This window comes from Paenibacillus monticola, from assembly GCF_009664975.1.
Taxonomy (GTDB): Bacteria; Bacillota; Bacilli; order Paenibacillales; family Paenibacillaceae; genus Paenibacillus_AQ; species Paenibacillus_AQ monticola.
On the sequence record NZ_WJXB01000012.1, the window covers coordinates 1 to 23,101 of the forward strand.

Genomic DNA, 23,101 nt, shown 5'->3' on the forward strand with positions numbered 1-23,101 from the left:
CAGGGAGCATGGAGACCACCAGCCTTTGATTTGATACTTTAAGTATACCGAAAAAGATAGACATTCTCCTCAAAAAAATGAGGAGAATGTCTATTTGAGATCCTGAAGGACTTTTTCAGTGGCCTCGCCTTAAGGGTGGCGTTTTTTTTTGCGATACGCCACCAGAAAAGATCCTCAGTTTCCCGATACTGCTGTGCACCCAAATGCTTCAGAACTTGATGTGAAGCCATATTATCCTTCTCGGTATCGGCAATTATAGATTGTGCTCCGGGATGGCTGAATATCCATTGTATGAGGGTTTGTAGTGCCTCTGTAGCATATCCCTTTCTTCGATATTCTTCATCTACCACGTACCCAACGATGACCTCACCCAACTCATTTGGACCTCCCTTCAGGATGATGAAGCCTATGATACATTGATCTTCTTGATGAATAATTGCCCAATTGGTCAACCACATGTAGTTCTCCTGATCCTGCAGTACTTTGGTATGTCTTACTCTCATTGCATATAACATCTCTTCGTCTAAAGGTGTGCTTATACATCTAAGGCCTAGTTGGCGCTGCAGCTCTTCATAATCATTAACAGCTAGCGAAAGCTCGGTTGCAGTTAACGGCGATAAATCGAGGCGACGGCTCTGTAACTTCATACATTTCCTCCATTTCTGTGTGAAGAAATCCTATTATAATGCCTTCCATATTTTAAACCTATTGGAGGTTTTCGGCAATCCAGAACTTACCGACTTCCCCTAGCACCGTCAGGGCTTCTGTCGCATATGCTGTATTCAGGGCGTTTGAGCAAAGGAGACATGAAGGTGCAGAGTAAAATAACCAAGGTCCTGCAGCACATGGCCCATACGCACGAACAGATGGCACGGATTCTCGACGCTGAACGCCACGTGGCCGTCCGTATGTCGCAAATTGTCCACGATCTGCCAGATGCGGACCCTGATTTTGGTGATTTCAGCGGGTTGGTCGAAAGCTCAAGTCAAGTAAACAAGAATATTATTGCCTACTTGAACGCGCTTGCTGATCTGGAAGAGGCGATGGCTGAAGGGGTAGGAAGAGTCATTAAGGAATTGAACGGACAGGAAGAAGAGTAACGCTAAAGAGCAGGAGGCGGAAGATGAGCAGAGAAAAGGCTTATCTGCAAATGCTGGAGTCGACCGCAACCATCCAGTGGAACATCGCGATGATTCTGGAAGCCAAGGCGGTGGAAGCGGAAAAGGTGAAGCAGTGGACACAGCATCATATCCACGCTAGAGCGTTCGATTCCCATGAAGAGCAACTGAAGGAATCTCTCTCCATTCACGAAGTGATCGTGGAGCTGGTGGAGGGTCTGACTAAGCTGGAGAACGGGCTGTATAGTAATTTAAAAGCAGTGCTGGGCAGCGGTGAGGATGACGGTGGCGGAGAAGGCTTTGGTGGCGGCTCGGGTGATGGATTCGGCTTTGGAGATGACAGTAAATGAGCGGCAATAAGCTAACGGAACATGCAGTTAAGCTGGAGATGATCCGCTCCATAGCCCGCAGTCAGGCCGCTTTGGCAGCTATATTGGAGAGCATCGCCGAGCTTACGGGGCAATCCGAGCTGACGGCTCGCAAGCTAAGTGACAATATTAGAATCCTAAGTCAATATCAGAGCGCCATGTGCCGGATGATGTCCGGTATTTCACTGCATCGGCCGAAACAAGGAATTCCTGCTGCACCATGGCTGAACCATAACATGCGTCAGAGGAAGCTCCAGAGCACACGGAGTACAGGAGGAGTAGAAAAATGAAGAAAATAGGACTGCGTTCGGGCAAAACAACCCGCAGACGCACATTGCTACTGTCGCGGAGGGCTAAAGTCCGTAGAGGCCTTGTCCGTAAAGGTGTTGTCCGTAAAACGCGCAGACGGCTTATCCATAAAGTCGTCCGTTATGGAAAGAGCAAGAAAACTCTGCTGCCGCGCAAGAAAAGAAGAATTCGCCGCCGGGTCATCCGGAGCGTACAAGTGATCCAGCCACCGATCCAGATCATACCCGTTGTTGAGGCGCAACAGGCACCACAGGTTATTCCACTCCCCCCGGATCTTGGCGTCCCTCCGGAAACGCCACCGGGAGACGCCTATCAGCAGGGCTACACCGAAGCCTACAACGTGGGGTTCGACGCCGGTTTCGCCAAGGGTTTCGAGGACGGGAATAAGCTGGAATTGAAGTGAGGCGGACCAGAAGGTAAAGAGAGAGGGAACCCAGGTACGGCAAGCCCAGAGAAGCACTTTTTCTTCCCGGGTTCCCCAACACCACGAATATCTCAGTTTCGAATTTCTTCCCCATATGATAGACTTCATTACAGAATCTTGCGGGGTTCAAATGTCGATATGAAAGTGGGGATTAAGAGTGGGCAATGAGATTCGGAATGCACATAAGGAAGAGATTGCAGAGATTATGGACCTGATTGCCAGATGTGTACAAGTCATGCAGGACGGTGGAAGTGATCAATGGGATGCACTCTATCCAAGCAAAGAGATTATCTCTTTGGATATTGAACGTGGCACTTTATTTGTCTGTGAAGATAATAACGCCGTTGCTGGCATTATTGTGCTCGATGAGAATCAGGCAGAAGAGTATAAGAGTATCCAATGGGTGCAAAATGAAGGGCCCCATCTAATCATGCACCGCTTGGCTGTTGATCCCCAGGTTCAGGGAAAGGGAATTGCCCGGAGGCTGATTATTTTTGCTGAGAATTATGCAGAGCATAACGGGTATAAAAGCATTCGTCTCGATACATATAATAAGAATGCCAGAGCGCTAGGGCTGTATTCCCGTTTGGGCTACGACCGCAGAGGAGAAGTGAATTTCCCGGACCGTGCAGCTAGTTTCCCAGTGTTCGAGAAGGTATTGAATATAGCGAATGGACAAGAACCAGCCTCAAACGAAGTGGGATAATAGAATGATGTCATATTATATTACCTATATAAAGTTTTAATCATATCAAAAATGAATTTTTTGCACTTTTATTGTTTTTGTGTCATTTTAACTAACTTAGGTTGACAATAAAGCTGTCTTTAATTTATGATTAGGTTATTCAGATGGAATTGAATAATCCTTTTTTTCGTATATCCTTAATAATTGGTTTAAGGGTCTCTACCGGAAACCGTAAATTTCTGGCTACGAAAATATGCTCTGGCATATTTTTGTGGCCTTTTTGTGTTACTTGCAGCTGTATGTAAACTGAGCAACGACTAAGGGGGAGTAAGGCTATGGGGAACATACTGATCAAGAATGCGGAGATCGTTACGATGAACAAACAGGAGGAAATTCTGCACGGAGACATAAGAATCAAGGATAGTCTTATTGTAGAGATCGGTACGGGTCTGATCCCTCGGAGTGATGAAGCAATCATCGATGCCACCAATCGCACTGTCATCCCCGGGTTTGTACAGACCCATATTCATTTATGTCAGACGCTTTTCCGTGGCAAGGGGGATGATCTGGAGCTGATGGATTGGCTGCGCAACCGGATCTGGCCACTTGAAGCAGCGCATGATGAAGAGTCGCTTTATTATTCAGCCATGCTTGGCATAGGAGAGCTGATCTCCAGCGGGACGACAACGATTGTTGATATGGAGACGGTGCATCATACGGATTTTGCTTTTCAGGCTATTGCCAAAAGCGGCATCCGGGCCTTATCCGGCAAGGTGATGATGGATCAGAAGGGGGGAGATGTTCCCGCAGCTCTGCAAGAGGATACAAATTCGTCTCTACAAGAGAGCGTAGATCTGCTGGAGAAATGGAACGGGTATGGAGAAGGCCGGATTCAGTACGCGTTCTCACCGCGTTTTGTCATTTCCTGCACAGAACAGCTGCTAATGGAGGTGCGTGATCTGTCGGCGCATTATGGGGTGAAAGTGCATACCCACGCTTCCGAGAATTTGGGGGAAATCGAGATTGTGCAGGCGATGACTGGCATGCGCAATATTGTCTATCTGGATCATTTGGGTCTGGCAAATGATTCTCTGATCCTGGCGCATTGCGTGTGGCTGGATGATGAGGAACGACGGATATTGCGGGATCGGGGTGTACATGTCAGCCATTGTCCCGGCTCCAATCTGAAGCTGGCTTCCGGGATTGCGGATACACCGGGTATGCTGCACGAGCACATCAATTTAAGCCTCGGAGCGGATGGAGCACCCTGCAACAACAATCTGGATATGTTCAACGAGATGAGGCTGGCAGCGATTATTCAGAAGCCGCAACACGGTCCGACCACGATGGATGCCCGCAGTGTATTCCGGATGGCGACCATTGGCGGGGCGAGAGCGGTAGGGATGGAAGACAAGATTGGCAGTATTGAAGTAGGCAAAAAAGCCGACCTGGCCATATTGAATCTGTATAACTTTCACACTTTTCCATCCTATGATGTAGATCCCATCTCCCGCATTGTATATTCAGCTACGCGAGCAGATGTAGAGACGACGATTATCGACGGTGTAATTGTGATGGATAAAGGCCTTATGAAGACAGTGGATAAGGAGATTGTACTGCATGAGGCCAATCGTTCTATAAAGAGACTGCTGCTGCACACTCCCCTGAAGTAATTGCTGGCACGAAATGAAATCCTAGCGATAATACGCTGAGGATTTTTTTGTTTGTTGAATATGCAATATTAATGATAAATATGCATGTGTGAATAGGGTTATTTTTGATAAAGCAGTCAAGTATTGTTATACTAGGAAAATCTGATATTTTAAGAGGTGGAAATATGAACAAGAAAAAATATGGGCCTGTAAGAGCCGCTTTCTATATTGTATTGGGACTTCTGTGTTTAAAGCTGCTGCTGCTGAGATTCCTGTTCTTTGATATGATCGCCTGGGAATGGATTGGAGCGGAGATCGCGCCAGTGCTCCTGTTGATGGGGATCTTGGCTGTCATTACGCCTGCCCGGATCAAAACGGCTGTCTACTGGATCTTTAATGGTGTGCTGTCGCTTTTACTGTTTGCGGCTAGTGTCTACTATAATCACTTTGGCTCAGTGCCGACTTATCAGGCTTTAACAGAGCTTGACCAGGTGTTTCAGGTGAAAGAGAGTGTGAAATCGACGATTCAAAGAATTGATTATCTCTTCTTCGTTGATTTCGTAGCTCTTATCATTGTGCTTGCTGTACGCAGATGGAAGCGAGGACCGGCCGTTTCACGTGAGCGATATCTCTCGCCGCGAGCACGGAGGGCCCATCTAATTGTTATTCTGGTCGCTATTATTGGGGGTTCCTTGCTCTCGGTTTACACGATCCATGCTTCCAAAGGGATTACGAACGAGCTAGTACAAGCGGAAAGCAGTGGATTTCTGAACTATGAGGTAGTGGCGGCGATTAGAGCCAATGAAGACAAAGGTTTGATAGGCACAGGGGATATTAAGGAAACGATAGCGAAGGTTAACGAACTTGAAGCCACGTATTCGTATAGTGCTAAACCAACAGGCACATCCCCGGATTATTTTGGTTCGCAAAAGGGGAAAAATGTAATTGTAATCCAAATGGAAGCCTTTCAGAACTTTCCGTTGCACCAATCGCTCGATGGTCAGGAGCTGACTCCCGTGCTGAATAAGCTTGCCGGGGAGGGTTTTTATTTCCCGCATGTGTTCCAGCAGATTGGTCCCGGCAATACGTCTGACGCTGAATTTATGAGCAATACATCGATTTATCCGATCGCGACGCTGGCTATGTCATCGGGGTTCGGAGACAGAACGCTTCCTAGTCTGCCACGGCTGCTGCAGGATAAAGGTTATGAAGCATATACCTTTCATGTGAATAAGGTGAGCTTCTGGAATCGGAATGAATTATATCCAGCACTTGGTTTCAACGGTTATTATGACAAGGATTATTATGAAAATGATCATTTTAATGCTTTTGGTGCTTCCGACGAGCAGCTGTATATTACAGGTGTGGAGAAACTCGCGGAGCAGCAGAAGAAGGGGAACCCTTTCTATGCACAGATGGTCACAGCATCCAGTCATCATCCTTTTAAAATTCCAGATTCCTTCAAAAAAATTACGATGCCCGATGATTTGAAAGATACCATGCTGGGCGACTATCTGACAGCTATTAATTACACGGACTATGCGATCGGTACGTTAATCGATGGACTGAAGAAAAACGGCCTGTGGGACAATACAGTGCTGGTCATGTACGGTGATCATTTTGGCCTGCAGCCCAAGGATGTTCCGCCAGAGCAGGTGGAGAAAGCGCTTGGTATCCAATATGATGCACGGATTAGCCGCTTTAATATTCCGCTGATCGTTCATGTGCCGGGAATGGTGGAAGGGAAGGTAGTGAACAGAACGGGTGGACAACTGGATGTTCTCCCTACAATTGCGAACCTGTTAGGTGTATCCTTACAAGAGGAAGGTTTTACGGCGTTTGGACACGACCTGCTTAATATTGATCGAAATGTAGTGGGCATGCGCTATTATTCGCCGACGGGTACTTTTTTCAACGATGATATTATGTTCGTGCCCGGCAAAGAGTTCCAGGATGGTGAGGCGGTCTCGCTAACTACACTGGCGCCAGTAGCCGATTTCAGTAAGTATAAAAGTGATTACGATTATATATTGAAGCTAATGAAGTTGTCCGACGAATATGTGAAGCTGCTTCCGCAGCGGTAAGGGGAGAGCATGAAAAGACTGATTAAACCGCAAAATCTCATAGTCCTCGTCGGCTGTGGGCTCATTATTTATCTGCTGTTCTTCCGGCCTTTTATCGGTGTCGCCGATAACGGAGATTTCCTGCGTATGATGAACACGATCGGACTGAATTATTACGATGCGGCTGAGACGTATGCTGACCGTTTTTTCAGCTTCAGCCATTCCCGTTTTTCCTATGAGAACTTATTCAAGGGATTCTATCCTTCCTCACAAATTCTGCTAGTGCTGGTGCCAAGATGGATTGGCGGGTTATTCCATGGCAGCTATTTTGATATCCGTTTGCTGGGAACCGTCTATGCGCTGCTGCTGCTGGCGGCTACCTGGCTGCTCGTTAAGTATAATGCCCGAGGCTCCTATATCACAGGTCTGCTGTTGGGTGCAGTTCTATTATTTGTCTTTTATGATATCGGCTATTTGGCCTATTTCAACTCCCTATTCGGAGAACCCGTGTCTATGGTATTTATGCTGCTGACATTTGCACTGGGCTTGAGACTTACAGGACAGGAGAAGCCGACAACCAAAGGGTTGACGTTGTTTTTCATAGCGGTGCTCTTTCTCATTTGCTCCAAAATTCAGAATGCGCCGATCGGCATTGCTTTTGCTCTGATCTTCCTGCGGTTTGCGACGCTTAAGGGTGTGGGGAATTGGAGAAAGCTGGCGCTACGGTTCGCGGTAGCCGTATGTCTGGTGTCTATTATTATGTATGTGACCGCGCCTAAAGAGCTGAAACATATTAACCTTTATCAGACGGTATTCTTTGGTATTCTGAACGAATCACCGGATGTGCGGGGAGATCTGCAGGATCTGGGGCTGCCGGAGCGGCTGGAGGTTCTGGCGGGAACGAATTATTTTCAGAGTGATACAGTAATCAAGCAAAATGATCCTTCACTAGAGCCGGATTTCTATGAACGGGTTTCACATAAGGACGTGTTGTTCTTCTATTTGAAGCATCCGAGTCGCTTAATCGATAATATGAAATATGCGGCAAGCAATAGCATGTCCATTCGTCCTTATTATCTAGGCAACTATGAGTTGGGGGAGCACAAACCGGAAGGAACATTATCCTATACGTACAGTGCATGGAGCCAGTTTAAAAATAATCATATTCCGCATACACTCGGCTTTTTAGTCATTTTCTACTTGGTGTATTTTGCCGGGGCGCTATTCCAGTATTTCCGCAGCAAAGAGCTTCGCGGACGGATTGCAGGTGAGCTGCTGATGCTGCTCGGACTAATCGGGCTATTCTCCTTCCTGGTACCGATCCTTGGTGACGGTCGAGCCGATATCGGCAAGCATTTATTCTTGTTTAATGTATGCTTTGATATGATGGCTGTGGTTATATTTGGTTGGATTGTACAACAATTGGTTGGAATTGGGAAGCGCAGATCCTAAGAATGATAGGTTTCACAATATCCTTAATTCTTATATCCTTTCGGGTAGTTTTATCAATTGACCACTCTCCAATAATAGAATACAATGTTGTTTGGAACTTTAGTAAATAAATAGAAAATGACTTTAAAAGAGTCTCATTCTATAAGGAGACCGTTATGAGTACTGATGATCATCGGGATAAAATTGAGCAGGCCCGGCGGGAGCTCAATAGATTGGCATTGGAATTTGGAATGAGTGATTCAAGAGTGCTTCGCCAATCTATAAAACTAGATGCTCTCATAAATGAGTATATTGATGTCAGCACAGACAAGGATAGCCAACTGTTTTAGAGAAGGACGTTGTACATAGGTTAATCTAGTATGGCGAGTTAAGGGAACGAACGAGGCCAATAGAATGGAAATGTGAAACAGCCAGTCTCCAGTCACAGGGGACTGGCTGTTTTTCTGACTTTTAGGGTCATAGGAATAGAAATCCTGTCACTCTTCTCCCAGTAACTCGTGCAGCATACTCTCCCGGTTGTTCATGAACGCTTTGGTCACGGTATAATGCTCGGTTTCCTCCAAAGCAACGGAGCGTATGCTCTCTCCCTCCACTAAGAAGATCTCTGCACCGGGGTAGGACATTAGAATGGGTGAATGGGTCGCAATGATAAACTGCGAATGCTGCTGCACGAGCTCATGCATGCGTACGAGTAACGACATTTGCCGCAGAGGGGATAAGGCAGCCTCGGGTTCATCGAGAATGTAGAGGCCACGGCCGCCAAAGCGGTGTAAGAACGTAGCGAAAAAAGATTCTCCATGCGACTGCTCGTGCAGTGATTTGCCGCCATAGGAATCTTTAATACGAGGTGAATCATCATTGGGCTCTGCGTCCAATTGATCAATATATGAGGCTACATTGTAATAGCTCTCCGCACGCAGAAAGAAGCCATCCCTCGGACGTTTAACTCCTCTGGCAATTCTGAAAAACTCATATAACCCCGAATGCGAGGATTTCGTATTAAAGGAGAAATTAAGGGTTCCACCCTCAGGGTTGAACCCCCAGGCGGCAGCGACTCCTTCAAGTAAGGTGGACTTCCCCGTGCCATTCTCTCCTACAAGAAAGGTAACCTGCTGCTCAAAAACAAGCCGCTCCAGAGTACGAACCACAGGCAAATTAAACGGATAATCGTGAAACGAAGGAACCTTATCACGAAGTAGTTCTGCATGGCGCAGGTACAGCATGCTGTTATTCATTGCTTCCTCCTCATACTTTTCGAAGAAATGGATACCGTCCATCAAAGGACGGTGAAGTCGGTTCTTTTTTAATAATAGCAGAATTTGTAAACTTCTTGAAAGAGTTATCTCCTACTTCCAGAATATTAATCCGCTAGACTTCAGTGGATAGATTCTAGAAAGGTTCGGGCAAGCCGGGCGTAAGACAGGGGACATCAGCCAATTTCGGCTGGTTACAGACAGATGTCCATGAGGCGTCCGCTGACTCCGCATATAGTTATACTGTCTTGAGAATATAACGGGGCAGGGTGAAGGCCGTGAGAGTAAAGAAGAGAAAAAAACGTCCGCGGGAATACCGTGACGGTTATCAGGATGGATATCATCTAGGTAGGTGCGAAGCTATACAACGTATGAATTCCACGGACGTGGAGGCATGTCGGTCACTCAAGCTGATGTATGTTCCTCAAGGGTTTGAGGCGATTGATGCAGGTGTAGCAGAGGCTTTGCGGCAGCTAGTAAGCGAGCTTGTAATTAGCACACCGGAAGATATGCTGGAAATTGCAGCGCGGGAATTGCCGGACGCTGTACTGGTGATGAATGGGCTCCATGTATTCCCGGAGAACCATTTAGATCAGATTTCCGAAATGCGCAAGCTGGGGATTAGAACGGCAATCTGGTTTGTGGATGATCCCTATTTTACAGAGTTTACTTCAGTCATTTGCAAGCATTACGATTACGTATTCACGCATGAACTGGGTTGTGTGGATTGGTATCGATCACTTGGAGTGGCGTCCGTTCATTATCTGCCGCTGTGTGTTAATCCCAAAATGTTCTATCCACGCCGCACAGGACCCCAATATAAATACGACATTGTGTTTATCGGAAATGCATTTCGTAACCGGACGGAGCTGTTCGATAAGCTAGCCCCTTTTCTTAGCAGCAAAAAAGTGCTTATCGCCGGAGGATTCTGGGAGCGACTGGCGACCTATGACCAATTGTCACCCTTTATCAGCAACGGCTTTATTCCACCGGAGGAGACAGCAAATTACTATAGTGGGGCCAAGTTAGTCATCAATATTCACCGTCCGTGGGGGGCGGGACAGGATAACCGGAACTCGTTCGATCTTCCTTCGCGTTCCATTAATCCTCGCACTTATGAGATCAGTGCTTGCGGTACCATGCAGCTTACAGATGTCCGTGACGATCTAGGGAACTATTACCGGCCTGGCTATGATCTGGACACCTTTGGCTCGGCAGAGGACCTGCAGTCCAAAATCGAATACTATCTGGAGCATGAAAAAGAGCGCCGTCTGTTTGCTTTACGGGGGTTGCGTACGACGCTGCTGCACCATACTTTTACCGCGCGTCTACCTCATCTGCTGAATGTTATAACTGCGCATGAATGAAATTTAATACGAGATAAAGGAGCGAATACGCATGGAGAACCAATTTATTTTACCTACTCCCCCGCTGCCTCTAACGCCTGCAGAAGAAGAAAAGCTGCGGGGACGGTTAACTGGCTTTAAGGGCGGATATGATGAAGGCTATTTGCGGGGAAGGCTGGCTATTTTGGATGGGCGGCCTGAAGCACCCCTGCCAGTACGTAATATTCACGTCATGTATGTGGCCTCGGGAAAAGGGTATCCCTATTCGCCGCTGGATGATGCTGTTCTCTTTGCCATTCAGAGATTGGCGGCTCAGGTCACGATTACGGATGTGCGTCAGAATTTAGTGGAGCTTGCTGCGGCACAGCGACCAGATTTAGTGCTGGTTCTCGACGGTATGGATTTACCCCTTGAACAAATTACAACATTGCGAGCTGCGGGCATCAAGACAGCAATTTGGCTGACGGATGATCCCTACTATACCGACTTCACTATGAAAATTGTTATGCACTACGATTATGTATTTACACTTGAACGCAATTGTATTGATTTCTACAAGGGGCTGGGCTGTTCCGAAGTGCATTATTTGCCCTTTGCCGCCCATCGGGAGCATTACCGTCCAACCACGACCCGCTCACCTATAAATCGGGATGTCAGCTTTATCGGTTCTGCTTACTGGAATCGGGTAGATTTCTTCCGCGAGATTCTGCCGGAGCTGATGAGCTACAACACAGTAATTAACGGAATTTGGTGGGATCGCTTGCCGGAGGCCCCACTGTATGGCGAACGCATAGAGATTGGCAAGTGGATGTCTCCGCAAGAGACGGCTGTAACCTACAGTGGCTCCAAAATTGTCATTAACCTGCACCGCTCCCATATCGATGAGGTTGTTAACAACAATAGTCTGATGATTCCGGCAGTTTCGCCGAACCCGCGCACCTTTGAAATTGCGGCAAGCGGTACGCTGCAGCTGTGCGATGCGAGAGATGATATGGGTTCCTTCTACAAACTAGGTGAAGAAATTGAGACGTTTGCCAGTCCGAAGGAATTGATGGATAAAATCAGTTACTATCTGACGCATGAGGAGGAACGCCGGGCCATTGTACTGCGTGCCTATGAGCGCACCCTGAAAGATCACACGTATATCAAACGCCTGGATCAAATGTTTTCTATTATTTACGGTTAGTCCAGTTCTGGAGAATGGGCAAAAAAGGAATTGTGCGCTTAACGGGGGACAGGTGTCGTGCCGCATCTGCACACACTCAATATACTGAAGTACAGGTTTCACGGCACTTGCCTGTTCATTCCAAGCCTTCGCAAAACGAAGCGTATGCTTTCGAAGCAAGTTTTACTGCGAAGTAATACAAGTAGACTGGCTTCGCAAAACTAAGCGTATGCTTTCGAAGCAAGTTTTACTGCGGAGTAGCACAGAGTAGGTTGGCTTCGTAAAACTAAGCGTATGCTTTCGAAGCGAGTTTTACTGCGAAGTAACACGAGTAGGTTGGCTTCGTAAAACTTTTAAGGAGGTGAATGGCTGCTCCAGATCCTTGTAAAGGAGCGCCAAGACGCCATGGCCGACAAAGCAACAATTGTCCTCTTTTCCCATGTTTCCAATACACACAGCATTACTGGCGCGGAGAAGCTGCTGCTGTTCTTCGGCCGGGAGCTATCCCTATATTTTAACTGCATTCTTGTGGCTCCGCAGGAAGGCAAGCTGACACGCCAGGCCCGCAAATTCGGCTTAAATATTCAGCTGATGTCAATTCCACTTGTCTATGGAATATACACCCCTTATGCAGGACTGGAGGCGGACGTGCGTAAATTCCAGGAAAGTAAGGAGTATTACGAACTGACAGATTGGCTGGCAGCTTTGCGCCCTGCATTCATTATTACTAGTACCTGTGTGCATTTACTGCCGGCAATAGCGGCAAAGCTGCTGCATATCCCAGTGGTATGGAAAATATCAGAGACAATCACGGAGAATGAGTATACCTCAATAAGTGTGGATTTGATTCATCGCAATAGCGACGAGATTCTTGCTATTTCGCAAACCGCTGCAGCCTGTTTTCCAGAGTATATACGGGAGAGTAAGATTACTCAAATTCCCCCCTCCTGGAATGATCAAGAGATGATGGTTGAGGCATGGAGCAAGCTGCGTGGTGAGCGGCGGCGGGAGCTGAAGGTTCGGCCGGAGGAGCCGCTTATCGGATATATTTCTTCCTTCATCAATAAAGAAAAGGGCTTGGAGCATTTCGTAAAAATGGCAGTTTTTGTGTCAGCCGTTCATCCGAAGTCTAAATTTCTCGTTATCGGTACACCAGGTGACAAGAGTTATTACGAACGCTGTGTGCGTAAGGTGAAGCTGGAAGGACTAACCTCCCGTTTCAAGTTTATTGGATATGAAGAGTGTCTTCCGGCTGCTTATTGTGCCATGGATGTGCTGGTCGTACCCAGCCTCATTCGCGAAGGTTTCGGCATGACTGCCATGGAAGGCATGTCCTTCGGCAAGCCTGTAGTTGCTTATGATTCCGGTGGGCTGCACGAAATTTTGCATACCGTAGGCTGTGGCGATTACCTTGTGCCCACGGAGAATATTGAGATGCTGGCCGAAAGGGTGAATAGTCTGCTGGCCGCACCGGGACTGGCGGCAACCATAGGCGCTCAGGCCCGCGAGTACGTCAATCTTATTTACGGGCCGGCGGCTTACCGGGCCCGCCTGCTTGGGCTGGCGGAGCGGTGGAGCCTCCGCTACTGCACTGCACTGCCGCAGCTTGCGGGTCCCCTCGCAGCGGTGGCAGTGCCAGAGCCGCCCGTTGGCGAAGCCACGGGCGAGAGCAAACCCGCAGCAGTGGCGGTACCACAGCCGCGCAAGGGCAGTTCGCCCCGCGCCGTCCGGCTGCGGCGCGGTAAGCTCCGGCGCGGCAGGCTACGCCGCGCTAAATCTCGGGCGCGCCGGGGCGAGCGCCCGGGAGCCTTGCGCCGCGCTGCCCGCAGGCGGCGCAGGGCAGTTGCGGCCCGGCGGCGGGGCACCGCCGGTGGCAAACGGGCGCGCGGCGGCGTTCGCCGGGGGCGCCGCACCCGAAGCCGCCGCAAGGTGGCTTGAGCTCCGCCGGTCCAGCGGAAGCAATATGAACTTGGCGATGCGTCCGAGTTCAGTCAGTCCTGAGCGTGGGCGGACAATGTACTTTTAAGTGTACCTTCATCAATATAGACACCAATACTCTTACTCAGTTACTCACTATTCTCATAGCGATCCAATGCTCAAACTGGTTACCCGCACCCGCACCCGCACCCGCACCCGCACCCGCACCCGCACCCTTGGTGAGTTAAAACAGGTTCATTACAAATAGCGTAGAAATATGCTGTTAATTAGATCGAAAACACCCTAGTGAGCATTATTAAATGACATTTATGCCTCTAATATTGACATTTATACCGATTAGCGGACAAAAAGCAGGATTTAACAGCATTAAATGCTGCTAAATCAGTCTTGTAACCAAATTTTCGACTATTAACAGCACTAAATGCTGCTAAATTACTGCCTTAAGCCAAATTTTTGTCTAGTATCAGCATATTTTGATATTGTCCAAGTCGGACGACCAAATCGTTTCTTCTCACCACAGCCAGCCCATAAATAACGAAGAGAGGGGAGAGTGAATTCATGAAGATCATGACGATTTTGGGCACAAGGCCCGAAATCATTCGCTTAAGCGTGATCATTCCGCTTCTCGATAAGTATGCAGAGCGCCATGTGCTGGTGCATACAGGACAGAACTTCACTGCTAGTCTCAGCGGCATTTTCTTCGCAGAGCTGGGGCTGCGGGCCCCGGATTATGTGCTGCAGGATAAGCAAGCAGGTCTTGGCGGACAGCTTGCCGCCATGTTCGGCGGCTTGGAAAACATCCTGTTGCAGGAACAGCCGGACAGGGTTCTGCTCTTAGGCGATACGAATAGTGCATTATGCGCGATCTTGGCTGAACGGATGGGTATTCCGGTAGTGCATATGGAAGCGGGCAACCGCTGCTTCGATTTGAAAGTGCCGGAGGAGAAAAACCGCCGTGTCATAGATGCCGTCTCAACCATAAATATGCCGTATACACAGCAAAGCAAAAGACATCTGATCAGCGAGGGTTTTCCAAGTGCACGTATTGTATTAACTGGCAACCCGATTTATGAAGTGATGACTCATTATGAACAGAGAATCGGAGCTTCTGATATTTTGGATCGGCTGAAGCTGTCGCCAAATCAATACTTTCTCGTGACCGCACATCGGGCAGAGAATGTAGATGATCCTAATTCTCTGCAGCAAATTATGTCTGGTTTGAACGCCGTCGCTGAGCATTTTGGAATTCGCCTGATCTGCAGCATACATCCCCGCACTCGCTCCAAGCTTACGGAGCAATCCCACCTTCCTATGCACCCACTTGTTGAGTTTCATGAGCCCTTCGGATTTTTTGATTTTGTCCAATTGGAACAGCAGGCCTTATGTGCCATTTCCGACAGTGGAACGGTTCAGGAGGAGTGCTGTCTGATGGGAGTACCTACCGTGACGATTCGCAGGACGACTGAACGTCCGGAAACGGTGGATTGCGGTAGTAATGTCGTGTCAGGTGTGGAGCAGGATAGCATTCTGCGCTGCGTCAAGTTAATGACGGCGCTGAATCGGAATTGGGAGGCACCGGAAGGGTATCGGACACCGGATGTCTCAATCAAGGTAGTCAAATTTTTGCTTGGAGGGAACCTGCATGTTCAATAATAAACGGATTATGGTCACAGGTGGCACCGGTTCCTGGGGGCATGAACTGATTAGACAGCTACTGCCGCAACAGCCGAAAGAAATTATCATCTTCTCCCGCAGTGAGTCCGCTCAGGTAGCAATGAACCGCGAGTATGAGGATAGCCGCCTCAATTTTATTATTGGGGATATCCGTGACAAAGATGCACTAATTGCAGCATGTCGCGGTGTTGATTATATCTTCCATCTGGCGGCGCTGAAGCATGTTCCTGTCTGCGAAGACCAGCCTTATGAGGCCCTTAAGACAAACGTTGTAGGCACCCAGAATGTTATTGAAGCGGCAATCGTGAATGGTGTGGAGAAAGCCATCTATATTTCTACTGACAAAGCCGCCAACCCGTCCAACTTCTACGGCATGACCAAAGCCATCGGCGAAAAGCTATTCGTATATGCGAACCTGCTCGGTTCCAATACCAAGTTCGTGACGGTGCGCGGCGGTAATGTGCTCGGAACCAACGGCAGTGTCATTCATCTATTTATGAAACAGATCGAGGATAAGGGCCAGGTGCGTATTACCGATATGAAAATGACCCGTTTCTTCTTCACGCTGCGCGATGCGATTACGCTGTTGTTCAAAGCGACAGAGGTCAGTATTGGGGGAGAAATCTTCGTTATGACGATGCCGACCTGTAGGATCATTGATCTGGCTGAAGTGCTGATCAAAGCTTCCGGGAAGCCGAATGTAACGATTCTTGAAGCGGGCATCCGCCCGGGTGAGAAAATTCATGAAATCCTGATGAGTGATTTCGAGAGCCAGACGACGGTCGTTTACGACGATCAGTATCTGGTCATTCTTCCAACGCTGGATATGCCAGAGCTGAAAGCCCACTACAGCGACTATCCTCATGTTTCCTTTAACAGCTTCAGTTCGGAGAATAATCTGATGAATCAGCAAGAGATCAAGAGCATCCTCATCCGGGGAGGTTTTCTGCAATGAAGCTGCTTATTCTCGGCGGAAACGGTATGGCGGGGCATATGCTGGTGGATTATTTTCACCGTCAGGGCAAGCATCACGTCTTCTATACAACCCGGGATAAGCGAGATCTCGGTGGGCTGTATGTAGATGCCGATGATATAGCTGGAGTAGAGAAGCTGGTCGACATCGTCTCCCCCCATTGCATAATCAATGCGATGGGAGTGCTTAACCAATTTGCGGAGTCTGACAAAATAGAGGCGTATCATGTGAATGGCTTCTTTCCTCATCGACTGCGGCGTGCGGCTGACAATATTCATGCCCGGCTCATTCATATTAGTACCGACTGCGTGTTCGAAGGAACACGCGGCGGTTATATGGAAGAGGATATTCCTGATGGAACTTCCGTCTATGCGATTTCCAAGAGTCTTGGGGAGGTAAGACAGCCAGGGCATCTGACCATCCGTACTTCCATTATAGGTCCAGAAATTCGCACGGGTGGGATTGGTCTGATGGATTGGTTTTTGGCGCAGAGAGGGCAAGTATCCGGTTACCGGCGGGTGATGTGGAACGGAGTGACTACCCTGGAGTTAGCCAAAGCTATCGACTCCCTGCTCGATTCCAACGTGTCGGGTCTGATCCATCTGGCGCATCCAATGCCAGTGAGTAAATATGAGCTGCTACAGCATATTCAAGCGATTTTTCATAAAGAAGATGTCACAATCATTCCTGATGACCTGCCTATTCAAGACCGTACACTGGTCAGTACGAGAGAGGATGTTACTATACAGCTGCCAACGTATCCCGAAATGCTTGCAGAACTGGCTGACTGGATGAAGCACTCAGGACAGTCCTCATGAGCGGGCGGAGACTGCTGATTACCGGGGCGGCTGGTTTTACTGGACGTCATGCTGTTAACTATTTTTCAGCTGCGGGTGCCGAAGTTACAGCGGTAGTGCGCTGCGCAACAAACCTCTCTTCCTCTGCCGCCTCTGGAATTTCAGCTGTCTCCGCTGCTTTTCCGGATGACGTGCAGATATATTATTGTGATTTAAGTGACCGACAGGCGGTAAACCAGATGATTAAGGAAATGGCACCGGAGGAAGTGCTTCATCTGGCAGGCAAAAATTCAGTACCGGAGTCATGGAACAATCCATTGCTTTATATGGAGACGAATGTAATAGCCACACTGTACTTACTTGAGGGTATGCGGAGTTTGCCGGCCAGCCGAATTCTGGTGGCTGGCTCCCGCCTGAAGTACAGACCAGGTCTTGCAGCAGGACCGCCGCATCCCTATAGTCTCAGCAAAACGCTGGAGGAGCTAATATCCCTGGCTTGGGGAACCCTGTTTAAACAACAGGTTCTGCTGGCAGAGCCTTGCAACCTGATTGGCCCCGGCCCTTCCACCGGTTTTTGCTCACTATTGGCTCAGCATATTGTACGCAGTGAAGCCGTAGCTAACCCTGACTCTAGCTCTGATTCAGTCACAAGCGATATGTTATCTCCGTTCAGGCTGTCCTCCCGCTCCGCACTACGGGACTTCCTTGATGTTCGCGATTGTATCACAGCTTATGATTATATATTGCGCAAGGGGGAGAACGGAACGATTTATCGAATCGATTCTGGAACACAACGACAGCTGGGCGAAATTGCGGAAAAGCTGCTAAAACAATCAACGGCAACAGTTCCAATGGATTGGGGACAGGACTCTGGCGATCAGCAGGAGGTGAATCCGGTTAAACCTGCTGCTTTGCCATCGGCAACTACACCTGAAGCTGATGTTACTACTCTAGGCTGGAAACCGGAAATCAAACTTACCCAGTCTCTTACTGATATTTTGGAGTATTACCGCGCAAGCAAGGAAGGGAGGCCCATATGACTCCGAAAGTTTCAGTCATTATACCGTTTTACAATTGTCCCTATATCGAACAGGCGCTACAAAGCGTATTTTCTCAATCCAGAAAGGCTCATGAAATTATCGTTGTCGATGATGGATCAACCCTTCATGTTGACCGAATAATGCCTTATCGTTCCCGCATTCATTATTTAGGCAAAAGCAACGGAGGTACTGCCTCTGCACTAAATCACGGCATTACCTTCGCCTCAGGCGATTATATCGTCTGGTTAAGCTCAGACGATATGCTCTATCGTGACAAAATTAATAATCAGCTCCTGTTTATGGAACAGAACCATCTTTTAATTTCCTATACCAACTTCAATTATATTAACGGGCTATCCCAGCTGATTCAGCTTAATGCCGTTGATCCTTTTCCGAATCAGCTGGAGTATCTGCGCAGTTTTCTGTACGGTAATCCCATCAATGGCTGCACAGTTATGATCAAGAAAGAACTATTTGGAGCCATTGGTTTGTTTGACGAGTCACTGCCTTACACGCATGATTATGATTTATGGTTTCGGGCGCTGCTGAATGGTTATCCGCCAGTTTTTCTAAATCAGTCTTTAACCGCCTACAGAAAACATGAAGGTATGGGAACTATTAAGCATTCCGATGCTGTGGCGGCAGAGGCAGCAGCAACCAATAACCGGTACAAACTTCAGCTCAAAGGTCTACTCACCTCCATGGGAGGTTGATGTATTCGCGAGAGCATTATGCCAAATCCTTTCAGGATAGCTTGATCTTAAGAAGGCCATTCTAATGATTGTTACGCTGCACACATAACAACATTAGAGATGGAGGATGAATTCATGTTGCGATCAAAGATCAGCTTGTCAGTTTCAGCCGCATTGCTTCTCGGCATGGTAAGTATTACGGGCTGTGGGACTAACAATGCGGCGAATACTGGTGTTGAGACCAAGAGTGTAAAAGGGATGCACGACGGGCGTATCGGCGTAAATTCCGTTGATGGTGGAATGATTCGGACGAATACCGCGGATAAAATGGAAATGAGTCGAGACTTGGCTGACCGTATAGCGGCAATGCCGGAAGTTCGTTCCGCGAATGTTGTACTGCTTGGCAAAAGCGCTTATGTCGCCGTAACGCTCGATGAAGCAGCAACTGGACCTCATGCCAAGAGTACAACACGTTATAATGCTCGTTCTTATTCCACACCGAATACTTATGGAACTGGTAATGGGCCTACGGGAATGATGTCCGGTACGGGCAGATCAATGACAGGTACAACTCCTGGAACCATGGGTACTACAGGTACAAGGTCTGGAACAACAGATGTTATGGATGGTCGCGGGATGAAGCGTGAAATCGATAGAGGTATAGGCAAAGGAATGGGTACAGGAATGGGTATGGGAACCAGAAGTACCACTCCGGGTTATAACATGACGGCGACTGAAGCCGATACCGTGACCAAGGAAATGAAGGACAAAATTGCTGCTGAGGTCAAGAAACACGCGCCACAGATTAATGCTGTGTACGTCTCAGCTAATGCGGACTTTGTACAACGTGTCAATGTCTATGCGGAAGAGGCCCGCGCGGGTCATCCGCTGACAGGCTTTGCTAAAGAATTCGGTACGATGATCGAACGAATCTTTCCAACGCGCAGTGATAAATAATCAGGCTATAAGATCATTCTATTTAGCTTATTATGTCTGAGAATTATTGGTTGTATTCATATATGGATCAGCAATAAGCGCAGCAACTTCTCCTGGTAATCGGGAGAGTTTGCTGCGCTTTGTTGTTAATTAATAAGTTTTTCCTTAATTTACATCAGTAGTGGTGATTCTGCGGCCACCAATCCATACATTCTGCAGATTAAGTTCAGCATCAAGCAGGAGGATATCGCCACGCTTCCCAGCTTCCAAGGAACCGATACTGTGCTGCATGCCAAGAGATAGAGCTGGAGTTAGACTAGCAGCGCGTGAAGCGTCCTCCAGACTTAGTCCAACTTCTTGAATCAGGTACCGGAAGCCACGAATCATGGTTAGTGTGCTTCCAGCCAGTGCAGCAGGATTATCTCTAAGTGTGGCAATTCCTTCACGGACCACAACAGGTAAATCACCGATCATGTATTCGCCATCACTGAGGCCTGTAGCAGACATGGCATCTGTGATGAGCAATAGATTATTTTCACTCTTGAGGCGAGCCATTATATTAATCGCGGCAGGATGAACATGAATCCCATCAGCGATAATTTCCGCACGTATCCGCTGATCATACATTATAGCGCCTACGGTCCCTGGCTTGCGGTGATGCAGGGGCGTCATGGCATTAAACATATGCACGGATTGATTTAAGCCAGCGTCTGCGGCAGCAATAACTTCCTCATAAGAGGCATCGGTGTGGCCGAGAGCTGCTGTTATGCTGTGTTTGCGAAGCCAGGTAATAGCCTCCAGTGCGCCTTCACGTTCCGGAGCCAAGGTTACTTGCCGGATTAGTCCTGGATATTGCGCTTCCCATTGTTCAAGCCACTCGATGTTGGCAGGGACAATATGCTCAGGATTCTGGGCACCAGACCATTTCGGACTAATGAAGGGTCCTTCCAGATGCAGGCCAGCGATTTGAGCAAAAAGCATATTGCCTGCGGTGCGGAAAGTATTGACCTCTGACAGCACGCGGTCAATTGCGGATTTTGCAGCGGTCATGGTAGTAGCAAGCATGGTGGTTGTCCCATGTGAGCTATGAAACTTGGTAATAGCTTCTAGAGATTCCGCATCACAGTTCATGAAATCGTGGCCAGCTCCACCATGAACATGCACATCTACGAAGCCTGGAATCAATAAACCATCTGTTCCGTGTTGACTAACCGGCCAATGCGCATAACATTCTGGCAGCCAGGCCGCTTCACCGACATAATGAATTTCTTCGGTGGATACCGCGATTACACCCGTTGTAACCAGACCTAGGGGAGTTAGTACTTTACCGAAGAGCAGTTCTCCTGTACCAACGGTAGTTTCTGTGTTTATTTCAGCCATTTTCCTGCACCTTCGTCCAGCAGAACAACTACGTTCGGATGGCTTTGCAGCAAGGAGGCTGGACATTGTGTAGTGATTGGACCTTCCAGCGCATTGCGGACAGCCTCTGCTTTCTCTTCACCGCGCACTAACAATACAATTTGGCGCGCCTTCAGAATGCCGCCAATTCCCATGGTTACGGCTTGGCGAGGAACATCCTCTAGCTTGTCAAAGAAGCGGGCATTTGCTTCCAGTGTTTCTTCCAGCAGATCAACCACATGTGTACCGCTGTTCAGGCTGGCATCCGGTTCATTGAACCCGATGTGGCCATTGCTGCCAATGCCGAGGATTTGCAGATCCACCGGACCATTGTCTTCGAGCATCTTGTCATAAGCGAGACATTCAGCATCCAGATCCGCTGCATTTCCGTTAGGGACATGCGTGCGGGCCAGATCGATATCCACATGGTTGAACAGATGCTCATTCATAAAGCTCCGGTAACTCTGTGGATGGTCCACAGGCAAACCTACATACTCATCAAGATTATAAGAAGCGGCCTTGGAGAAGCTGACCAGCCCTTTATTATGCATTTCAACTAATTTGGCATAGACTCCGACCGGAGAGCTGCCTGTAGCCAGACCTAGCACGGCCTTGGGGTTGCTCTGCAGCAGGCTGACAATAAGGTTGGCGCCTGTCTGTATGAAATCCTCGTCATTGTGGAACTTTAAAATATTCATTAAGATTGACCTCCTCGTTTATGGCGATAATGTTGGACGTTGAGATAAGACTGCTCCAGCTTGGGAATAAAATCTCCAAAACGGGTGCTGACCATTCCTGTAAACAAAATATCAATAATATGCAATTGTGCGATACGTGAGGCCATGTCACCACGCCGCATTCCCTGCTCCAGCGATGAGGAGAACAGCGGGATGTCGGCTAAGGTGGCTAATCTGCTACTGCCGTAGGAAGTTAAGGCGATCGTGCTGGCCCCACTGGCCCCGGCACAGGTTAGCGCATCTATCGTTTCCGGCGTTTCCCCAGAATAAGATACGGCGAACGCGACATCTCCTGCGGAGAGCGTGGAAGCAGAGGTGATCTGCATATGGGAATCGGCAAAAGCGGTACAGTTCACGCCGATGCGGATCAGCTTCTGATAGAAGTCCTGAGCAACAATGGATGAGGTCGCCATCCCGTATAGATCGACCCGCCGTGCCCGGCATAATAAATCCACAGCCGCCTGCAGCCGATCAATATCCAGCAGCGAGGTTGTATCCCGGATAGAAGCCAGATGATTGGCCTGCATGGCCTCCACGATTACCGATAACGGATTCCCGGCCACGATATCCTGATAAGAACCATCTTGTGGTGTTGCATCACTGTGGGCGATTTCGGAGGCTAGCTTTACCTTGAAATCCGGGAAGCCCTTGAAATGGAAGGCTTTGCAAAAGCGTGTGACTGTTGCCGGACTAATGCCGCATTGCTCTGCCAGCTCCGTGATGCCCATATGGACAATTTCGCTAGGAGAGGAAAGAATCCGTTCGGCCAGCTTACGCTCCATCTGGGATAGCTTGGGACTCTCATGCTCTAGGGCATGTAGGATGGGAGACATAAATTCACCTCATATCTTTCGTGAAATGCTGTGATTTGTACGAAATAATTTTCATCTTTTGTTATCATTTAAGGAAAATAATTTTCATATTTAGAATATAGTAAATCCCATGCACATGCAATAGGAAAAATTGCATATAAATGTATGCGTTCTCTTTTTTGTGTTGTTATTTTTATGGGGATATTTAATTTTATTTGAAAGAAATGTCATTTATTAGGGAGATAATAGGAGATAAATACCAAAATATC

General features: G+C 48.1%; 23 protein-coding genes and 1 riboswitch. Of the genes, 18 read left to right on the forward strand and 5 right to left on the reverse strand.

Going from position 1 to position 23,101, the window contains the following annotated elements; genetic code table 11:
* Positions 1–38: 38 nt before the first annotated feature.
* On the reverse strand, positions 39–647 hold the full coding sequence (locus GJB61_RS23925; RefSeq protein ID WP_154121556.1) for a GNAT family N-acetyltransferase: 609 nt from the start codon (positions 645–647) through the stop codon (positions 39–41).
* Positions 648–806: 159 nt separating this feature from the next.
* On the opposite strand from GJB61_RS23925, the gene GJB61_RS23930 reads away from it, so the two are divergent.
* The 9 genes from GJB61_RS23930 to GJB61_RS23970 all read left to right on the forward strand — a co-directional run bounded on the left by GJB61_RS23930 (position 807) and on the right by GJB61_RS23970 (position 8,400).
* Positions 807–1,100 (forward strand): nucleoside-diphosphate sugar epimerase, encoded by a 294-nt coding sequence (locus GJB61_RS23930; protein ID WP_154121557.1) that lies wholly within the window; start codon positions 807–809, stop codon positions 1,098–1,100.
* A 23-nt stretch (positions 1,101–1,123) separates the two neighbouring features.
* Positions 1,124–1,468 carry an alpha-helical endospore appendage domain-containing protein gene (locus GJB61_RS23935; RefSeq protein WP_154121558.1) on the forward strand — a complete coding sequence of 115 codons (345 nt, stop codon included), beginning with the start codon at positions 1,124–1,126 and terminating at the stop codon, positions 1,466–1,468.
* Positions 1,465–1,776 carry a hypothetical protein gene (locus GJB61_RS23940; RefSeq protein WP_154121559.1) on the forward strand — a complete coding sequence of 104 codons (312 nt, stop codon included), beginning with the start codon at positions 1,465–1,467 and terminating at the stop codon, positions 1,774–1,776. Before GJB61_RS23935 ends, GJB61_RS23940 begins: the two co-directional genes overlap by 4 nt.
* Positions 1,773–2,198, forward strand: a complete 426-nt coding sequence (locus tag GJB61_RS23945) for a hypothetical protein (RefSeq protein WP_154121560.1) — start codon at positions 1,773–1,775, stop codon at positions 2,196–2,198. The genes GJB61_RS23940 and GJB61_RS23945 overlap by 4 nt, the downstream gene beginning before the upstream one ends.
* A 178-nt stretch (positions 2,199–2,376) precedes the next feature.
* On the forward strand, positions 2,377–2,925 hold the full coding sequence (locus GJB61_RS23950) for a GNAT family N-acetyltransferase (protein ID WP_338116080.1): 549 nt from the start codon (positions 2,377–2,379) through the stop codon (positions 2,923–2,925).
* 146 nt (positions 2,926–3,071) lie between these two features.
* Positions 3,072–3,170: riboswitch (purine riboswitch) on the forward strand.
* Between the two features lie 69 nt (positions 3,171–3,239).
* Entirely contained in the window at positions 3,240–4,577 is a 1,338-nt protein-coding gene (locus GJB61_RS23955) for a 5'-deoxyadenosine deaminase (protein ID WP_154121561.1), read from the forward strand.
* A 164-nt stretch (positions 4,578–4,741) separates the two neighbouring features.
* The gene (locus tag GJB61_RS23960) at positions 4,742–6,640 is read left to right on the forward strand and encodes an LTA synthase family protein (RefSeq protein WP_154121562.1); all 1,899 of its coding nucleotides are present in this window, start codon (positions 4,742–4,744) and stop codon (positions 6,638–6,640) included.
* Between the two features lie 9 nt (positions 6,641–6,649).
* The gene (wsfD, locus tag GJB61_RS23965; RefSeq protein WP_154121563.1) at positions 6,650–8,071 is read left to right on the forward strand and encodes a glycan biosynthesis hexose transferase WsfD; all 1,422 of its coding nucleotides are present in this window, start codon (positions 6,650–6,652) and stop codon (positions 8,069–8,071) included.
* A 155-nt stretch (positions 8,072–8,226) separates the two neighbouring features.
* Complete coding sequence (locus tag GJB61_RS23970) at positions 8,227–8,400, forward strand: aspartyl-phosphate phosphatase Spo0E family protein (RefSeq protein ID WP_154121564.1); 174 nt, start codon at positions 8,227–8,229, stop codon at positions 8,398–8,400.
* 147 nt (positions 8,401–8,547) lie between these two features.
* Here GJB61_RS23970 and GJB61_RS23975 read toward each other — a convergent pair whose 3' ends face one another.
* On the reverse strand, positions 8,548–9,306 hold the full coding sequence (locus tag GJB61_RS23975) for an AAA family ATPase (protein ID WP_154121565.1): 759 nt from the start codon (positions 9,304–9,306) through the stop codon (positions 8,548–8,550).
* A gap of 287 nt (positions 9,307–9,593) precedes the next feature.
* Here GJB61_RS23975 and GJB61_RS23980 point away from each other — a divergent pair, with 287 nt between their 5' ends.
* The 9 genes from GJB61_RS23980 (at position 9,594) to GJB61_RS24020 (ending at position 19,906) form a co-directional block, all read left to right on the forward strand.
* Entirely contained in the window at positions 9,594–10,691 is a 1,098-nt protein-coding gene (locus GJB61_RS23980; RefSeq protein WP_420819768.1) for a CgeB family protein, read from the forward strand.
* Positions 10,692–10,722: 31 nt separating this feature from the next.
* Positions 10,723–11,856 (forward strand): CgeB family protein, encoded by a 1,134-nt coding sequence (locus GJB61_RS23985; RefSeq protein ID WP_154121566.1) that lies wholly within the window; start codon positions 10,723–10,725, stop codon positions 11,854–11,856.
* A 384-nt stretch (positions 11,857–12,240) separates the two neighbouring features.
* Positions 12,241–13,773 carry a glycosyltransferase family 4 protein gene (locus GJB61_RS23990; protein ID WP_154121567.1) on the forward strand — a complete coding sequence of 511 codons (1,533 nt, stop codon included), beginning with the start codon at positions 12,241–12,243 and terminating at the stop codon, positions 13,771–13,773.
* Between the two features lie 558 nt (positions 13,774–14,331).
* Positions 14,332–15,426: a non-hydrolyzing UDP-N-acetylglucosamine 2-epimerase gene (gene wecB, locus GJB61_RS23995; RefSeq protein WP_154121568.1), complete on the forward strand. Its 1,095-nt coding sequence runs from the start codon at positions 14,332–14,334 to the stop codon at positions 15,424–15,426.
* Positions 15,416–16,402 carry a polysaccharide biosynthesis protein gene (locus GJB61_RS24000; RefSeq protein WP_154121569.1) on the forward strand — a complete coding sequence of 329 codons (987 nt, stop codon included), beginning with the start codon at positions 15,416–15,418 and terminating at the stop codon, positions 16,400–16,402. The genes wecB and GJB61_RS24000 overlap by 11 nt, the downstream gene beginning before the upstream one ends.
* Positions 16,399–17,238 carry an SDR family oxidoreductase gene (locus GJB61_RS24005; protein ID WP_154121570.1) on the forward strand — a complete coding sequence of 280 codons (840 nt, stop codon included), beginning with the start codon at positions 16,399–16,401 and terminating at the stop codon, positions 17,236–17,238. Before GJB61_RS24000 ends, GJB61_RS24005 begins: the two co-directional genes overlap by 4 nt.
* A complete protein-coding gene (locus GJB61_RS24010; RefSeq protein ID WP_154121571.1) occupies positions 17,235–18,257 on the forward strand; it encodes an NAD-dependent epimerase/dehydratase family protein in 1,023 nt (340 codons plus the stop codon). The genes GJB61_RS24005 and GJB61_RS24010 overlap by 4 nt, the downstream gene beginning before the upstream one ends.
* Positions 18,254–18,970 (forward strand): glycosyltransferase, encoded by a 717-nt coding sequence (locus tag GJB61_RS24015; RefSeq protein ID WP_154121572.1) that lies wholly within the window; start codon positions 18,254–18,256, stop codon positions 18,968–18,970. The genes GJB61_RS24010 and GJB61_RS24015 overlap by 4 nt, the downstream gene beginning before the upstream one ends.
* Positions 18,971–19,084: 114 nt before the next feature.
* The gene (locus GJB61_RS24020; RefSeq protein ID WP_195724453.1) at positions 19,085–19,906 is read left to right on the forward strand and encodes a YhcN/YlaJ family sporulation lipoprotein; all 822 of its coding nucleotides are present in this window, start codon (positions 19,085–19,087) and stop codon (positions 19,904–19,906) included.
* A gap of 144 nt (positions 19,907–20,050) precedes the next feature.
* Here the strand turns inward: GJB61_RS24020 and nagA are convergent, their stop codons facing one another.
* Genes nagA through GJB61_RS24035 form a run of 3 tightly spaced genes read right to left on the reverse strand, consistent with a single transcriptional unit; the run spans position 20,051 to position 22,853 of the window.
* Entirely contained in the window at positions 20,051–21,265 is a 1,215-nt protein-coding gene (nagA, locus tag GJB61_RS24025; protein ID WP_154121574.1) for an N-acetylglucosamine-6-phosphate deacetylase, read from the reverse strand.
* Positions 21,253–21,981 carry a glucosamine-6-phosphate deaminase gene (gene nagB, locus GJB61_RS24030; protein ID WP_154121575.1) on the reverse strand — a complete coding sequence of 243 codons (729 nt, stop codon included), beginning with the start codon at positions 21,979–21,981 and terminating at the stop codon, positions 21,253–21,255. The genes nagA and nagB overlap by 13 nt, the downstream gene beginning before the upstream one ends.
* Positions 21,981–22,853: a MurR/RpiR family transcriptional regulator gene (locus tag GJB61_RS24035; protein ID WP_154121576.1), complete on the reverse strand. Its 873-nt coding sequence runs from the start codon at positions 22,851–22,853 to the stop codon at positions 21,981–21,983. Before GJB61_RS24035 ends, nagB begins: the two co-directional genes overlap by 1 nt.
* Positions 22,854–23,101: the final 248 nt, after the last annotated feature.

Excerpts from the sequence above, each read along its gene's own strand:
- GJB61_RS23945 (WP_154121560.1), top strand. The coding sequence starts at position 1,773 with ATGAAGAAAATAGGACTGCGTTCGGGCAAAACAACCCGCAGACGCACA.
- GJB61_RS23970 (WP_154121564.1), top strand. The coding sequence starts at position 8,227 with ATGAGTACTGATGATCATCGGGATAAAATTGAGCAGGCCCGGCGGGAG.
- wecB (WP_154121568.1), top strand. The coding sequence starts at position 14,332 with ATGAAGATCATGACGATTTTGGGCACAAGGCCCGAAATCATTCGCTTA.
- GJB61_RS23935 (WP_154121558.1), top strand. The coding sequence starts at position 1,124 with ATGAGCAGAGAAAAGGCTTATCTGCAAATGCTGGAGTCGACCGCAACC.
- GJB61_RS23955 (WP_154121561.1), top strand. The coding sequence starts at position 3,240 with ATGGGGAACATACTGATCAAGAATGCGGAGATCGTTACGATGAACAAA.
- GJB61_RS24000 (WP_154121569.1), top strand. The coding sequence starts at position 15,416 with ATGTTCAATAATAAACGGATTATGGTCACAGGTGGCACCGGTTCCTGG.
- GJB61_RS23985 (WP_154121566.1), top strand. The coding sequence starts at position 10,723 with ATGGAGAACCAATTTATTTTACCTACTCCCCCGCTGCCTCTAACGCCT.
- GJB61_RS23930 (WP_154121557.1), top strand. The coding sequence starts at position 807 with ATGAAGGTGCAGAGTAAAATAACCAAGGTCCTGCAGCACATGGCCCAT.
- nagB (WP_154121575.1), bottom strand. The coding sequence starts at position 21,981 with ATGAATATTTTAAAGTTCCACAATGACGAGGATTTCATACAGACAGGC.
- GJB61_RS23975 (WP_154121565.1), bottom strand. The coding sequence starts at position 9,306 with ATGAATAACAGCATGCTGTACCTGCGCCATGCAGAACTACTTCGTGAT.
- GJB61_RS24015 (WP_154121572.1), top strand. The coding sequence starts at position 18,254 with ATGACTCCGAAAGTTTCAGTCATTATACCGTTTTACAATTGTCCCTAT.
- GJB61_RS24010 (WP_154121571.1), top strand. The coding sequence starts at position 17,235 with ATGAGCGGGCGGAGACTGCTGATTACCGGGGCGGCTGGTTTTACTGGA.
- GJB61_RS23990 (WP_154121567.1), top strand. The coding sequence starts at position 12,241 with ATGGCCGACAAAGCAACAATTGTCCTCTTTTCCCATGTTTCCAATACA.
- GJB61_RS24005 (WP_154121570.1), top strand. The coding sequence starts at position 16,399 with ATGAAGCTGCTTATTCTCGGCGGAAACGGTATGGCGGGGCATATGCTG.
- wsfD (WP_154121563.1), top strand. The coding sequence starts at position 6,650 with ATGAAAAGACTGATTAAACCGCAAAATCTCATAGTCCTCGTCGGCTGT.
- GJB61_RS24020 (WP_195724453.1), top strand. The coding sequence starts at position 19,085 with ATGTTGCGATCAAAGATCAGCTTGTCAGTTTCAGCCGCATTGCTTCTC.
- GJB61_RS24035 (WP_154121576.1), bottom strand. The coding sequence starts at position 22,853 with ATGTCTCCCATCCTACATGCCCTAGAGCATGAGAGTCCCAAGCTATCC.
- GJB61_RS23960 (WP_154121562.1), top strand. The coding sequence starts at position 4,742 with ATGAACAAGAAAAAATATGGGCCTGTAAGAGCCGCTTTCTATATTGTA.
- GJB61_RS23940 (WP_154121559.1), top strand. The coding sequence starts at position 1,465 with ATGAGCGGCAATAAGCTAACGGAACATGCAGTTAAGCTGGAGATGATC.
- GJB61_RS23925 (WP_154121556.1), bottom strand. The coding sequence starts at position 647 with ATGAAGTTACAGAGCCGTCGCCTCGATTTATCGCCGTTAACTGCAACC.
- nagA (WP_154121574.1), bottom strand. The coding sequence starts at position 21,265 with ATGGCTGAAATAAACACAGAAACTACCGTTGGTACAGGAGAACTGCTC.